We start from the raw sequence: 13,090 nt of genomic DNA on the forward strand, positions 1-13,090 counted from the left end.
ATGCCGTCAACCACCCGCGAGGGAAGATGACGCGAACGTCATCTTTTCCTCGACGGGGTGGGTCCGACGCGGTACGCTGCCGGGATGAGCACCCAGGAGCAGACGTCCACCGAGGCCGACGGCCCGAAGAAGGCGGCTGCCGCTGCCGCTCCCGCCGCCACCGAGCACGCCGGGCAGAAGCCCGTGATCGATCCCGCGACCGGTGAGGCGATCGCCTGGGTCGACGAGCTCGGCGCCGATGCCGCCGGTCCCGCCGCCGCGCGTGGCCGCGCCGTCCAGCCCGCATGGGAGGCGCTCGGCTTCGAGGGCCGTGGCCGGGTCATGCGCCGGGCCCAGAAGTGGGTCACGGAGAACACCGACGAGATCGTCCGCACGATCGTCTCGGAGACCGGCAAGGCGTGGGAGGACGCGCTGATCGCCGAGGTCTTCTACGCGAGCGCCGCCTTCGGCTTCTGGGCCGACGAGGCCGAGAAGCTGCTCGCCGACGAGAAGGTCAAGACCTCGAGCCCGCTGCTGAAGGGCAAGAAGGTCGTCACCCGCTACGCCCCGCTCGGGCTGGTCGGCGTGATCGCGCCCTGGAACTACCCCTTCACCAACGGCTTCGGCGACTGCATCCCGGCGCTGATGGCGGGCAACAGCGTGCTGCTGAAGCCGGCCGAGAAGACGCCGCTGACGTCGCTGCTGATGGCCCGCGGCCTGCGCGAGTGCGGCCTGCCCGACGGCGTGCTCCAGGTCCTCACCGGCCGCGGCTCGGTGCTCGGCGAGGCGATCGTCGACGAGGTCGACATGATCATGTTCACCGGCTCGACCCCGGTCGGCCGCCGGATCGGCGCCCGCGCCGGCGAGCGCCTGATCCCCTGCTCGCTGGAGCTCGGCGGCAAGGACGCGTTCATCGTCTGCGCCGACGCCGATCTCGAGCGGGCCGCCAACCACGCCCTCTACTACGGCATGTTCAACGGCGGCCAGACCTGCATCTCGGTCGAGCGCGTCTACGTCGAAGCGCCGGTCTACGACGAGTTCGTGGCCAAGGTCACCAAGAAGGCCGGCGAGCTGCGCAACCTCCGCCCGACCGGTCCTGGCACCACCGACGTCGGCGCGCTGACGATCGCCAGCCAGGTCGAGACCGTCTCCGAGCACGTCGAGGACGCCCGCAAGAAGGGCGCCCAGATCGTGGTCGGCGGCAACCCGGACCCGGCCCGCAAGGGCTGGTGGTACCCGCCGACCGTGCTGACGGGCGTCGACCACTCGATGGAGTGCATGACCGAGGAGACCTTCGGTCCGACGCTCCCGATCATGAAGGTCGCCGACACCGAGGAGGCGATCCGGATGGCCAACGACAGCCCCTACGGGCTGATGGCCTCGATCTTCACCCGTGACATCGCCAAGGGCGAGCAGATGGCCCGCCGGATCCAGGCCGGCAGCGTCCACATCAACGACGCGCTGGTCGGCTACACGGCGCTCGAGGCGCCGATGGGCGGCTGGAAGGACTCCGGCCTCGGTGCCCGTCACGGGGCGGCCGGGATCCGCAAGTACTGCGGTCAGCAGACGATCCTGACCTCGCGCTTCCACCTCCACAAGGAGCCGCAGATCTACCCCTACAACGGGCGCTCGTTCAAGCTGATCAACCGGCTGACGAAGTTCGTCTACGGGCGCGGCAAGCGCGACTGAGCGGCCTCAGCGGTCATCGGCCGGAGCGAGCGCGACCTCGCGCAGCGAGGGGTGGAGCAGCCCCTCGTGCAGCGCGGTCGCGGTCAGCCCGGCCCGGCTGGTGTGCTCGAGCTTGGCCAGCAGGTGCTCGACGTGGGTCGCGACGGTCCGCGCCGTGACCACCAGCCGGTCGGCGATCTCACGGTTGCTGGCGCCCGCGGCGACCAGCGTCAGGACGTCGATCTCGCGCGCGGTCAGGCCGTGCGGGAGCCGGTCGAGGGCCTCCTCGGCGACGACCGAGACGTCGAGCGGGCCGCCGGCGAGCGTTCCCACCCGCATCAGCTGGATCCGCCGCCAGCCGGCCGGCACCCGCCAGAGGAACCGCGGCGGCGCGGTCCCGGCGCCCGGGTCGTAGCTCGCCGCCAGCCGGTGCAGCCGCCGCTCGCCGGGCAGCACCGCCCCGGGATCGCATCCGGGCAGGTCGATGGTCGAGCCGTCGCGGAGGACGCCGATCGCGGCGGTGCACGACTCCAGCAGCACCGGTAGCCAGGCGGGAGCGCGGGCGATGTCGACGACCCGGGAGAAGGTCGCCAGCATCGAGCCGACGATCTGCCGCGCGGTGTCGCTGATCGCGGCGGTCCCGCAGGCGCTGACGTTGAGCATCCCGACGTAGCGGCCGTCGCGCGCGAACAGGCAGGTGGTCATCCCCTCGTCGAAGCCCGAGGCGCCGAGGAAGTGCACGAACGCCTCGGTCTCGCGGAAGTCGAACGGGGTGTCGTTGATCCGGTCCGGCCAGCGGCGGGCGTAGATCCGGCGGTACGCCTGCGAGTGCTGGTAGTCGTGCTCGAGGTGGCCGAGCACGCGGGCCGGATAGGCGCGGTTGGTCAGCGTGAGGTGGCGCCGGGCGACCGGGTCGAAGATCGAGAACGCCGCGGCGTCGTAGGGCAGCACCGTGGTGAGCTGATCGAGCACGTCGTCGGCCAGCGCCGCCGACGGGCGCGCCGCCCCACAGAGATCGCCGATCGCGACCACGGCCCCGAATTCCCGTGCTGAAAGGTCCATCCGCGCTCTCCCTCCCCGGATCGCTGTCGGGCGAGCGTATCCGGCCGACGTGCTGCCGAGCAGAAGATCGGCAGATCGACCGATGGTGATCGCCGGGCCTCCCGGGCAGAGTGCCCGCAGCGCTGCCGCAGGGACGGCGGCCGACCTGGAGGAGAGGGACCGTGGAACGAACCGACGCACGTCCGGAAGTCGATCGCGATGGGCGATCACGTGTAGGCCGAGCAGGACCGACGCCGAAGCTCTGGCTGTTCGGCGGGCTCTACGTGGTCGCCGCCGCGCTGGCGGTCTTCCCGCCGCTGTACATCTGGGCGGGACGGGTCGACGGGGCGGTCCTCGGGCTGCCGTTCTCGATCGCCTACCTGCTGTTCGACGCGCTGCTGGTGACCGCGGTGATCGTCGGCCTGTACCTGTTCGAGAAGCGCCGCGGGGAGCTGGACTGATGCTGATCACCTTCGGCATGCTCGGCGCGTTCTTCGCGCTGATCGTGGTCGTGCTCTACGCGACCTACCGCAAGAGCGACTCGTCGTTCACCGACTACGCGGTCGGCGGGCGCTCGTTCAGCGCGATCTACATCGCGATGTCCTACACCAACTCGTGGTGGCCCGGAACGACCTTCATCGCCTTCTTCGGCCTGACCGCGGCAAGCGGTGCGATCGGGCTCTACGCGCTGCTGTACACCCTGCTCGGCGTCTCCGCGATGTACTTCATGGCCAGCCGCGCGTGGCGCTGGGGCAAGCGCTTCGACCTCCGGACCCAGCCCGACATGCTCGGCCTGCGCTTCGGCAGCAGCCGGGTCAAGGTCCTCGCCAGCGTGATCGGCGTGGTCACGCTGTTCCCCTGGATCGTGCTCGGGATGCAGGCGATGGGCACGATCTTCCGCTGGGCGTCGCTCGGCAACCTCTCGATCACCGCCGCGCTCGTGATCGGGGTCAGCATCATCGCGATCCGCCAGATCTGGACCGTCCAGATGGGGATGCGCGGCCTGGTCATCACCGACCTGGTCCAGGGGATCGTCGCCTACGTCGGCGCCGCGATCGTCTGCATCGGCCTGCTGCTGTTCTTCTTCGACGGCTTCGGCGAGATCGGCCGGCTGCCGGAGGCGAACGTCGCCCTGCCCGGCTTCTCCAGCGAGGTCGGCGGGCTCTACTTCTTCGGGCTGATCGTGACCGGCGCCGTCGGCAGCCTCTGCTGGCCGACGAGCTACCAGCGGATCTACACCGCCAGCAGCGTCCGCGAGGTCAAGCGCGGCACCGTCATGACGATGCCGATCGCCGGCGGCTTCTTCGCCCTGCTGTCGCTGGTCGCGCTCGCCGCGACCCAGGTCCCCGAGATCGCCAGCGACCCGCAGGCAGGCTGGTTCACGCTCACCCAGCAGGCCGGCGGGACCTGGCTGCTGGCGGTCGGCGTGGTGGTCGTGTTCGCCGCCAGCATGGGCTGGATCGACGGGTGCATCCAGGTCGTCGGCACCCAGATCGCCAACGACATCGTCGCCCAGTACCGGCCGCTCGGCGACCGCCAGCGGATCATCGTCGCGAAGGCCTCGATGGTCGTGGTCCTGCTGCTGGCGTCGGTCGCGGCCTACCTGACCTTCGACTACGCCCACCTCGTCAGCCTCGCCCAGGTCGCCTACCAGGGGATCATCCAGATCGCGGTGCCGATGTTCTGCGGTCTCTTCTGGCGGCGGGGCAACGCGACCGGGGCGTTCGCCGGACTGACGGTCGGCTTCGCCGTCGCGGTCGGCCTGACGATCCCCTACGCCGAGGCCGGCGGCGCGATCCCCTGGCTCGACGGCTTCCCCAGCGGACTCGTCGCGCTCGCCGCCAACCTCGCCGTCTACGTGGCCTGCGCCTACCTGGTGCCGACCAGCGCCGCCGAGCGCCGCCGGATCGACGAGCTGTTCGACGGCGACGGCGAGGTCGCTCCCGCGTCCGCGCCCGTCCCGACCACCGTCCCGATCCCCGCCGCGGGCGCCTGAGCGGGCTCGCGGGAACCCCGAAGAGAGGACCAGGCAGATGAGCACCACCACCGACGACCGGACCAGCGCGGTCCTGGGGCGGATCGACGCCCTCCGCGACGAGCTGCTCGACACGATCTCGCGGGCTGTCCGGATCCCGAGCATCAACCCGAAGTACCCCGGCCAGGTCTACGACGACGTGGTCGGCGGCGAGGGCGAGGTCTCGCGGCTGGTCGCCGAGGTCTACGCCGGGCTCGGGGCGGAGGTCGACCTGTTCGCGATCGAGCCCGGTCGCGAGAACGCCGTCGGCACCGTCCGGGGCCGCGGCGGCGGGCGCTCGCTGATCTTCAACGGCCACGTCGACGTGGTGCCGCCGGGCGACGCCGGCAACTGGCGGAGCGGGGACCCGTTCTCCGGACGGATCGACCACGACCGGATCTGGGGCCGCGGTGCGACCGACATGAAGGCCGGCGTGCTGGCCCAGGCGTTCGCCGCCCGGGCGCTGGCCGAGGCCGGGGTCGCGCTCCGCGGCGACCTGATCCTGCAGGCGGTCGTCGGCGAGGAGGCGATGGACCACGAGTGCGGCGTGACCGCGGCGGTCCGGCGCGGCTACCGGGCCGACGCCGCGGTCGTCTCCGAGCCGAGCGCACCGCCGGCCCCGCTGGCGGTGATCCCGGTCTCGCCCGGGCTGCTGTGGTTCGCGGTCACCCTCGACGGCAAGTCGTCGCACTCGTCGATGCGCGGGACCACGATCCGGGCCGGCGGCGCCGGCAGCGCGGTCGGCGTCAACGCGATCGACAAGGCGGTCCTGATCTTCGACGCGCTGCGGCAGCTCGAGGACGAGTGGGGGCAGACGAAGCAGCATCCGCTGTTCCCGCCCGGGCACTTCACGATCCACCCCGGCGTGATCCAGGGCGGGACGCCGGGCGTGATGGTCCCGTTCTTCCTCGCCGACACGACCACGATCGAGTACTGCGTCTGGTACTCGCCGGACGACGATCCGGAGCAGGTCCGCGGCGAGATCGAGCGGCAGATCGCCCGCGCGGCCTCGCTCGATCCGTGGCTGCGGGAGCACGCGCCGCGGGTCGAGTGGAAGCTGCACTGGCCGGCGAACGTGCCCGAGGCCGAGGCGATCACCGCGGCGACCTGCGCCGCCCACGAGCGGGCCGCCGTCGGGACCCGGCTGGAGGGCCCGGCGACGGTCGCCGGGTTCGCCGCGGTCGAGGACGCCAGCTTCCTGACCGCGGGCGGGACGCCGGCGATCAGCTACGGCCCGGGCGATCTGCGCGTGGCCCACGCCGACGACGAGTACGTCCTGATCGACGAGGTGCTCTGCGCGACGCGGGCCTACGCGCTGCTGGCGATGGACTGGTGCGGGACGGCGTGAGCCCGCCCGAGACGAACCGAACGGAGAACGAGATGCTGGGTCTGGACGACAAGGTGGCCGTGGTGACCGGAGGCTCCTCCGGGATCGGCCGGGCGATCGCGCTGACGCTGGCGCGGGCGGGGGCCGACATCGTCGTCGGCGACCTCCGCGAGGACCCGCGCGAGGGCGGGGCGACCACGGTCGCCGCGGTCGAGGAGCTCGGCCGGCGGGCGGCGTTCGTCCGCTGCGACGTGGCCGACAGCGGCTCGGCGACGAGCCTGATCGACGCCGCGGTCGCGACGATGGGCGGGATCGACGTGCTCGTCAACAACGCCGGGGTCCTGGTCGAGGGCACGATCGTGGAGACCGACGACGAGGCCTGGCGGCGGCAGCTGTCGGTCAACCTCGACGGGACCTTCTTCTGCACGCGGGCGGCGATCGCGGCGATGCTCGACCAGGGGCGCGGGGGCCGGGTGGTGAACATGTCCTCGATCAGCGGCTTCCGCGGCAACCCCGGCTTCGCCGCCTACTGCGCGTCGAAGGGCGCGATCGTCAACCTCACGCGGCAGCTGGCGCTCGACTACGCCCCGCACGGGATCAACGTCAACGCGGTCGCTCCGGGCTTCGTCGAGACGGAGATGACGGCGATCTACGACGCGGAGACGAAGGCCGCGCTCGCCGCCCAGACGCCGCGCGGGCGCTGGGCGACGCCGCAGCAGATCGCCGACGCGGTCCTGTTCCTCTCCTCGTCGCTCAGCGAGCACGTCTGCGGGCTCAACCTGCTGGTCGACGGCGGCTGGACGATCGGCACGCCGGTCGAGCTGGCCGGGGCGTAGCTCCCCCACCGGCGGGGTGGGCCTGGCCGGTCGCTCCGCCGGAGCCCGGCCACCGGCCCCGCGATCGGCTGTCGAAACCGCTTCCGGCGGCCGATCGCGGGGCGGGTGGCCGGCGCTCACCGCAGCTTGACGCCGAGCAGGCGCTCGAGCTGCGGCACGGTCTCCTTCGCGCTCGTGTGGAGGATCGTGGTCAGGCCCAGCTCGGCGGCCGGCTCGAGGTTGAACGGCAGGTCGTCGACGAACACGCACGCCGTGGGCTCGAGCCCGATCCGGTCGAGCGCGATCCGGAAGATCTCCGGCGCGGGCTTGCGGATCCGGACCTCGTGGCTGAGGACCACGATGTCGAAGGCGTCGTTCAGCAGCCGTTCGTCGTAGCGCAGGCCCTCGCCCCACGAGTTCGAGATCAGGCCGGTCCGGATCCCGGCGTCGCGGGCCGCATAGACCGCGTGGACCATCGCCTCGTCCGGGCGCAGCGCCGAGAACAGGCGGGTGACGAGGCCGTCCGCGCGGCCGGCGTCGAGCCCGAGCATCGTCGCGAACGGGGTCGCGAAGCCGCGGTCGTCGATCGTGCCGCTCTCGAGGTCCTTGAGCAGTTGGCGGGCGGCCCGGTCGTGGCGGAAGAGGTCGGCGACGGCGGACTCCGCCAGGCCCTCGTCGGTGGCGAACGCGCCGAAGGCCGCGAAGACGTTGCTGGTCAGCACGCCGCCGTAGTCGATCAGCAGGCCGTGCAGCGGAGCCGGACTCATCGCGGCTCCCCGTGGGCGAGCGCCAGCGCGTGGCGGCCCATCGCGGGCACGCCCTCGTCGAGGGTCGCGAAGAACGGGTCGTCCGCCGAGCCCTCGCGGTAGCGCTTGTACGAGCCCTCGAGGAAGACGCCGGCCTTCCAGCTCGACAGCACCTGGTACCAGCGGATGTCGTCGACGGCCCGGCCCGAGCGGGTCGCGTAGCGGTCGATGATCTCGGCCTGGGTCGGGAAGCCCGGCTGCGCGGTCACCGCCGACAGCGCCGCGAGCGGGCCGGACGCGCCGCCCGGATCCGCGTAGGTCGCGGTCAGGTAGCCGACGTCGGCGAGCGGATCGCCGATCGTCGACAGCTCCCAGTCGAAGATCGCCTCGAGCCGGGGGCGCTCGCCGACCGGTGCGGCGGCGAACATCACGTTGCCGAGCCGGTAGTCGCCGTGGACGAGGGTCGACTCGCGCTGCTCCGGGCGGTGGGCGGCGAGCCAGGCGGCCGCCTCCTCGATCTCGGGCACGGGCCGCGTCTTGCTGAGATCCCAGAGCCCGCCGAACCGCCGCAGCTGGCGCTCGAGGTAGCGGTTGTCGCCCTTCCCGAACCACTCCAGGCCGGCGCGGCGCCAGTCGACGGCGTGCAGCTCGACGAGGCCGTCGATCAGCTCGTCGATCAGGGCCGCGCGGGCCTCGGGGGCGTCGAAGCGCGCGGGCAGGCTGGTCCCGACGACGTCGCCCTCGACCTGCTCCATCACGTAGAAGGGGACGCCGAGGGTGGTCTCGTCCTCGTGGATCAGGAGGACCCGGGGGATCCGGACGCCGCGGCCCTCGAGCGCCTGCAGCAGCCGGGCCTCGCGGACGACGTCGTGGGCGCTCGGCGGCAGCGGCGGGCGCGGCGGGCGCCGCAGCACCACCTGGGCACCCTCGCGGCGGACGAGGTAGGTGATGTTGCTGTGGCCGTCGCCGATCGGGTCGGCGGTCAGCGGGCCGCTGCCGATCCCGGCGGCGTCGAGCACGGCCTCCAGCGTCCGGCGCACGAGCAGCGGCGGGCGCTCCTGGGCGGCGGCCTGCTCGGGCGTGTCGACGATGCTGCGGTCAGCCATGACGGGATGGTACTGGTCGGTACCGGGTCCGTTCGGGCGGTTCTCGCGGGGATGCCGAACGCGGTCCCTAGACTGGGGTCATGAGCGGTTCCTCCCCCGTCCGTCGCAGTCGCTGGACGGTCGCCGCCGTCGCGACCGCCGGTCTCGCCGGCCTCGCGTGGTCGCTCTGGCTGGCGGTCGTCGCGCGGCTGTTCTCCGCGGTCCGCGGCCCCCGGATCGACCCTCTGGCCCGCGCTCGTCGCTGGCGCAACGCGTGGGCGGCATGAACGAGCTGCTGCTGCTGCGCCACGGCACCGCCGTGGACCACGCGCCCCACCGGGACGACCACTCGCGCGAGCTGGTCGAGAAGGGCGAGCGGCAGGCGACGGCGGCGGGGCGGGCCCTCGTCGCGCTCGGCCTCGAGCCCGACGTCGTCCTGGCCTCGCCGAAGGTCCGTGCCTGGCGGACGGCGATGCTGGCCTCGGCGGCCTTCGCGGGCGAGCCGCTCGAGCACCGCGCGATCATCGGCCTCGACCAGGAGGAGGCTCTGCTCGCGGCCCGGTTGGGTTCGCGGGTGCTGATCGTGGGCCACGAGCCGGATCTCTCGCAGGTCGTCCACGATCTGACCGGCGCTCGGATCCGGATGCGCAAGGGCGGGCTCGCGGTGATCGCCGTCGACGGCTCGCGTGGTGAGCTGCGGGCGCTGATCGGCCCCCGCGAGCTGGCCCGGATCGGCGCCTGACCGGACTCCTGCCGCAAGCCGCGCGGCGCCTGGCAGACTCCCCGCATGCCCGAGCTGCCGGAGATCGAGGCGACCGTCCGCCTGCTCGACGGGGCGCTGCGCGGCGCGACCGTCGACAGCGCGCGGTCCCCGGGCCTGGCGACGATGCAGACCTTCTCGCCGCCCCTCGACGCGCTCGCGGGGGCGACCTGCACCGGCCTCGGGCGTCGCGGCAAGCTGCTCCAGGTCCGCTTCGCGGGCGGAGGCCTCGGCGACGACGGGGCAGAGGCGACGCTGCTGCTGCACCTGATGAGCGCTGGGCGGCTCCAGCTCTGGAACGACCGCGCGAGCATGAAGGACCGCCGGACCCGCCTGGTCGTGCGGTTGAACGGCGGCGCCGACCAGGAGTCGGGCCCGCCCGCCCCGGAGCGCGAGCTGCGGTTGCGCGAGTTCGGGACCAAGCAGGCGGCCTGGGCGCGGCTGCTCCGCGCCGACGACCTCGCCGCCGACGAGACGCTGCTCACGCTCGGCCCGGAGGCCTGGCCGGATCCGCCCGACCTGGAGATCCTGCCGCCGCGGCGGACCCTGCGCGGGGCGCTCCGCGATCAGCGGGTGATCGCCGGGATCGGTCGCAGCTGGGCCGACGAGATCCTCTGGGAGGCGAAGATCGCGCCGCTGCGTCGCTGTGGCGACCTCGACGACGAGGAGCGCGCGCGACTCCGGCAGGCGATCGGCGATGTCCTCGGCGGCGCCCTCGACCTCTACCTCGAGGGCGGCACGGGGCCCAACGGCAAGTCGCGCCCGCCGCTGGCGCTTCCGTTGCCCGACAAGCTGCCGCTGCCGCTGCGGGTCCACCGCCACGTCGGCGAGCCGTGCCCGCGCTGCGGCACCCCGATCCTCGCCGTCCACTACGAGGACGACGAGATGGCCTACTGCCCGGTCTGCCAGACCGGTGGCAAGCCCTACAAGGACCGACGGATGTCGCGGCTCCTGATCGACTAGCCGTTCGACAGCTTGTCGAAGAACGCCCCGCGCGGTCGCCGCGGGCGCTAAGGTGACGCAGGCGTCATGATCGGCAGCGGGAACCAGGGAGCGGGCATGGGAGCGACGGGCAGCGAGCGGTTCGACAGCGACTGGGTGGTCGTCGGGTCGGGATTCGGCGGCAGCGTCAGCGCGCTGCGACTAAGCGAGAAGGGGCACCGCGTGCTCGTGCTCGAGCGCGGCGAGCACTTCGACCGCGACGAGGACATGCCGAAGAGCAGCTGGGACCTCCGGCGCTACTTCTACGCGCCCCGCTTCGGCCTCCGCGGGCTCTTCAAGCTGACCCCGTTCAAGGACGTCTTCGTCATGAGCGGGGCCGGCGTCGGCGGTGGCAGCCTCGTCTACGCGATGACGCTCTACGTCCCGCCGAAGGCCTTCTTCGAGGACCCGCAGTGGCGCGACCTCGCCGACTGGCGCCGTGAGCTGGGCCCGCACTACGAGACGGCGCAGCGGATGCTCGGGGTGACCGACGTCGTCGCCGACGACCCGGCCGACCAGCTGCTGAAGGAGTACGGCGACGAGATCGGCGTCGGCCACACCTACCGCAAGGCGCGGGTCGGGGCGTTCCTCGGCACCCCCGGCGAGGAGGTCGCCGATCCCTACTTCGGTGGCGAGGGGCCGACCCGCGTCGGCTGCTCCAGCATCGGCCGCTGCATGCTCGGGTGCCCGCAGGGCTCGAAGAACAGCACGACCAAGAACTACCTCCACTTCGCCAAGCGGCACGGGGCCCAGATCGAGGCCGGGCGCGAGGTCGTCTCGCTGCGGCCGCTCAACGGGACCGACGGCGCCGACGGCTGGGAGATCGCCCACGAGCGGACGGGCGCCCGCTGGCGTCGCGACCGCAAGCTGATCCGCGCCCGTGGCGTCGTGATCGCCGGCGGCGCGCTCGGCTCGAACGAGCTGCTCGCCCGCTGCAAGCTCCAGGGCGACCTGCCGAAGGTCTCCGACCAGCTCGGCTACCTGGTCCGGACCAACAGCGAGGCGATCCTCGGCGTGATGGTCCCGCCGGGCCGGGCGGAGGCGATCAGCAAGCGGGTCGCGATCACCTCGTCGATCTACCCCGATGCGCACACCCACATCGAGACGGTCACCTACGGCGCCGGCGGTGGGGCGATCCGCGGCCTCTTCACGGTCCTGACCGGCAACGGCACACGCCTGACGCGGCCGCTGAAGTGGCTCGCCCAGGTCATCCGTCATCCGCGCTGGCTGCTGGAGATCCTCTTCAGCCGCAACGGCTCCGAGCGGTTGATCGTGGTGCTGGTGATGCAGACCCTCGACAACTCGATGCGGCTCGTGGCCAAGCGCCGCCGCGACGGGCGGGTCAAGCTCAACACCGAGCAGGATCCGGAGCACCCCAACCCGACGTTCATCCCCGCCGCCAACGCCTTCACCGAGTGGCTGGCCCGCAAGACCGACGGCGTGCCGGGCTCGTCGACGACCGAGGCGCTGTTCAACGTCCCGGCGACGGCGCACATCCTCGGCGGGGTGCCGATCGGGGCCGATCCGGCCCACGGCGTGCTCGACCGCGACCACCACGTCTTCGGCTACGAGAACCTGCTCGTCTGCGACGGCGCGGCGATCCCGGCCAACGTCGGCGTCAACCCGTCGCTGACGATCACCGCGATGACCGAGCGGGCGATGGCGGCGATCCCGGCCAAGCAGGGGACGACCGCCGTGGTCCCGGTCGGCAGCGTGCCGATTGCCGGCAGGACCGCCAGTGGCGAGCCGGAGCCGATGCCCGAGAGCACCACGTCGCGGGGCGCGGTCGAGGAGCAGGCGATGCCGGCCTGAGGTGAGGCGCGATGCCGGCCTGAGGTGAGGCGGGCCAGGGACCGGTGGTGGGTCGCGATCGACCACCGGGGACCCTGACGGGCCGCCGAACCAGGCCGTCAGCGGACGGCGAGCCAGGCGGCGACGGCGACGCCGAGGATCACGACCGACGCCCGCAGCAGTCGCTCGTCGATCCGCTGGGCGACCCGTGCGCCGAGGTAGCCGCCGACGAGCGCGGGCGGGGCCGCCGCGGCGACGGCGACCCACGAGACCGGCCCGAAGAGCGCGAACACGACGAAGCCGACCGAGCAGTCGACGAACGAGAGCACGCCCTTGAAGGCGTTCAGCCGGTGCAGCCCGTCGCGGACGGTGAAGGCGAGCACGGCCATCAGGACGACGCCCATCGCCCCGCCGAAGTAGCCGCCGTAGATCCCGGCGAACCCGATCGCGACGACCGCCGCCGGGCCGACGGGGCCGGCGCTGACGTTGGTGACGTGCCCGAGTCGGCGGGCGACCCGCGGCTGGACGGCGAGCATCAGGCTGGCGACGAGCACGAGCGCCGGAACGACGACGTCGAAGGCCGCCGCCGGCGTGAGCAGGAGCAGCGCGCAGCCGACCACCGAGCCGAGCGTCCCCGAGAGCATCATCGGCAGCAGGCGACGCCAGTGGCCGCGCAGGACCGGGGCGAAGCCCACGACCCCACCGACGGTTCCGGGCCAGGCGGCGACGGTGTTGGTCACGTTCGCGGTCAGCGGCGGCAGGCCGGTCGCCAGCAGGACCGGGAAGAGCACCAGCGAGCCGCCGCCGGCGATCGCGTTGATCCCGCCGCAGGCGAAGCCGGCCGCGACGACCGCCAGGAGCTCGATCGCCGACATCGCGGCCG

Annotated in this window: 13 protein-coding genes; 9 read left to right on the top strand and 4 right to left on the bottom strand. The window is 72.7% G+C overall.

The window, feature by feature from the left end; translation table 11 throughout:
• Window positions 1-84: 84 nt before the first annotated feature.
• The gene (locus ACVUH9_RS11820) at window positions 85-1,668 is read left to right on the top strand and encodes an aldehyde dehydrogenase family protein (protein WP_475757105.1); all 1,584 of its coding nucleotides are present in this window, start codon (window positions 85-87) and stop codon (window positions 1,666-1,668) included.
• A 6-nt stretch (window positions 1,669-1,674) separates the two neighbouring features.
• Here the strand turns inward: ACVUH9_RS11820 and ACVUH9_RS11825 are convergent, their stop codons facing one another.
• Entirely contained in the window at window positions 1,675-2,709 is a 1,035-nt protein-coding gene (locus ACVUH9_RS11825) for a helix-turn-helix transcriptional regulator (RefSeq protein WP_475757107.1), read from the bottom strand.
• A 161-nt stretch (window positions 2,710-2,870) separates the two neighbouring features.
• Between ACVUH9_RS11825 and ACVUH9_RS11830 the strand changes: the two genes are divergently transcribed.
• Genes ACVUH9_RS11830 through ACVUH9_RS11845 form a run of 4 tightly spaced genes read left to right on the top strand, consistent with a single transcriptional unit; the run spans window position 2,871 to window position 6,865 of the window.
• Window positions 2,871-3,149: a hypothetical protein gene (locus ACVUH9_RS11830; protein ID WP_475757109.1), complete on the top strand. Its 279-nt coding sequence runs from the start codon at window positions 2,871-2,873 to the stop codon at window positions 3,147-3,149.
• Window positions 3,149-4,684 (top strand): sodium:solute symporter family protein, encoded by a 1,536-nt coding sequence (locus ACVUH9_RS11835; protein ID WP_475757111.1) that lies wholly within the window; start codon window positions 3,149-3,151, stop codon window positions 4,682-4,684. The genes ACVUH9_RS11830 and ACVUH9_RS11835 overlap by 1 nt, the downstream gene beginning before the upstream one ends.
• A gap of 37 nt (window positions 4,685-4,721) precedes the next feature.
• Window positions 4,722-6,050 (top strand): ArgE/DapE family deacylase, encoded by a 1,329-nt coding sequence (locus tag ACVUH9_RS11840; RefSeq protein WP_475757112.1) that lies wholly within the window; start codon window positions 4,722-4,724, stop codon window positions 6,048-6,050.
• A gap of 32 nt (window positions 6,051-6,082) precedes the next feature.
• Window positions 6,083-6,865, top strand: coding sequence for an SDR family NAD(P)-dependent oxidoreductase (locus ACVUH9_RS11845; protein WP_475757114.1), 783 nt, complete (start codon window positions 6,083-6,085; stop codon window positions 6,863-6,865).
• Window positions 6,866-6,981: 116 nt separating this feature from the next.
• Here ACVUH9_RS11845 and ACVUH9_RS11850 read toward each other — a convergent pair whose 3' ends face one another.
• Both ACVUH9_RS11850 and ACVUH9_RS11855 read right to left on the bottom strand, forming a co-directional pair.
• On the bottom strand, window positions 6,982-7,611 hold the full coding sequence (locus tag ACVUH9_RS11850) for an HAD-IA family hydrolase (RefSeq protein ID WP_475757116.1): 630 nt from the start codon (window positions 7,609-7,611) through the stop codon (window positions 6,982-6,984).
• Window positions 7,608-8,696 (bottom strand): phosphotransferase family protein, encoded by a 1,089-nt coding sequence (locus ACVUH9_RS11855; RefSeq protein ID WP_475757118.1) that lies wholly within the window; start codon window positions 8,694-8,696, stop codon window positions 7,608-7,610. The genes ACVUH9_RS11850 and ACVUH9_RS11855 overlap by 4 nt, the downstream gene beginning before the upstream one ends.
• A gap of 80 nt (window positions 8,697-8,776) precedes the next feature.
• Between ACVUH9_RS11855 and ACVUH9_RS11860 the strand changes: the two genes are divergently transcribed.
• From ACVUH9_RS11860 to ACVUH9_RS11875, 4 genes are all read left to right on the top strand, one after another.
• On the top strand, window positions 8,777-8,962 hold the full coding sequence (locus ACVUH9_RS11860; protein WP_475757120.1) for a hypothetical protein: 186 nt from the start codon (window positions 8,777-8,779) through the stop codon (window positions 8,960-8,962).
• Window positions 8,959-9,417 (top strand): SixA phosphatase family protein, encoded by a 459-nt coding sequence (locus ACVUH9_RS11865; RefSeq protein WP_475757122.1) that lies wholly within the window; start codon window positions 8,959-8,961, stop codon window positions 9,415-9,417. Before ACVUH9_RS11860 ends, ACVUH9_RS11865 begins: the two co-directional genes overlap by 4 nt.
• A gap of 45 nt (window positions 9,418-9,462) precedes the next feature.
• Window positions 9,463-10,398, top strand: a complete 936-nt coding sequence (locus tag ACVUH9_RS11870; RefSeq protein ID WP_475757124.1) for a DNA-formamidopyrimidine glycosylase family protein — start codon at window positions 9,463-9,465, stop codon at window positions 10,396-10,398.
• A 66-nt stretch (window positions 10,399-10,464) separates the two neighbouring features.
• Complete coding sequence (locus ACVUH9_RS11875) at window positions 10,465-12,228, top strand: GMC oxidoreductase (protein WP_475757125.1); 1,764 nt, start codon at window positions 10,465-10,467, stop codon at window positions 12,226-12,228.
• Window positions 12,229-12,326: 98 nt separating this feature from the next.
• Here the strand turns inward: ACVUH9_RS11875 and ACVUH9_RS11880 are convergent, their stop codons facing one another.
• Window positions 12,327-13,082: a sulfite exporter TauE/SafE family protein gene (locus tag ACVUH9_RS11880; protein WP_475757127.1), complete on the bottom strand. Its 756-nt coding sequence runs from the start codon at window positions 13,080-13,082 to the stop codon at window positions 12,327-12,329.
• Between the last annotated feature and the right edge of the window lie 8 nt (window positions 13,083-13,090).

Source organism: Patulibacter ginsengiterrae (assembly GCF_056269115.1).

Bases quoted from the DNA above. Each gene is read 5' to 3' on its own strand.
- ACVUH9_RS11820 (WP_475757105.1), top strand. From the start codon at position 85: ATGAGCACCCAGGAGCAGACGTCCACCGAGGCCGACGGCCCGAAGAAG.
- ACVUH9_RS11825 (WP_475757107.1), bottom strand. From the start codon at position 2,709: ATGGACCTTTCAGCACGGGAATTCGGGGCCGTGGTCGCGATCGGCGAT.
- ACVUH9_RS11835 (WP_475757111.1), top strand. From the start codon at position 3,149: ATGCTGATCACCTTCGGCATGCTCGGCGCGTTCTTCGCGCTGATCGTG.
- ACVUH9_RS11840 (WP_475757112.1), top strand. From the start codon at position 4,722: ATGAGCACCACCACCGACGACCGGACCAGCGCGGTCCTGGGGCGGATC.
- ACVUH9_RS11845 (WP_475757114.1), top strand. From the start codon at position 6,083: ATGCTGGGTCTGGACGACAAGGTGGCCGTGGTGACCGGAGGCTCCTCC.
- ACVUH9_RS11850 (WP_475757116.1), bottom strand. From the start codon at position 7,611: ATGAGTCCGGCTCCGCTGCACGGCCTGCTGATCGACTACGGCGGCGTG.
- ACVUH9_RS11855 (WP_475757118.1), bottom strand. From the start codon at position 8,696: ATGGCTGACCGCAGCATCGTCGACACGCCCGAGCAGGCCGCCGCCCAG.
- ACVUH9_RS11860 (WP_475757120.1), top strand. From the start codon at position 8,777: ATGAGCGGTTCCTCCCCCGTCCGTCGCAGTCGCTGGACGGTCGCCGCC.
- ACVUH9_RS11865 (WP_475757122.1), top strand. From the start codon at position 8,959: ATGAACGAGCTGCTGCTGCTGCGCCACGGCACCGCCGTGGACCACGCG.
- ACVUH9_RS11870 (WP_475757124.1), top strand. From the start codon at position 9,463: ATGCCCGAGCTGCCGGAGATCGAGGCGACCGTCCGCCTGCTCGACGGG.
- ACVUH9_RS11875 (WP_475757125.1), top strand. From the start codon at position 10,465: ATGATCGGCAGCGGGAACCAGGGAGCGGGCATGGGAGCGACGGGCAGC.
- ACVUH9_RS11880 (WP_475757127.1), bottom strand. From the start codon at position 13,082: ATGTCGGCGATCGAGCTCCTGGCGGTCGTCGCGGCCGGCTTCGCCTGC.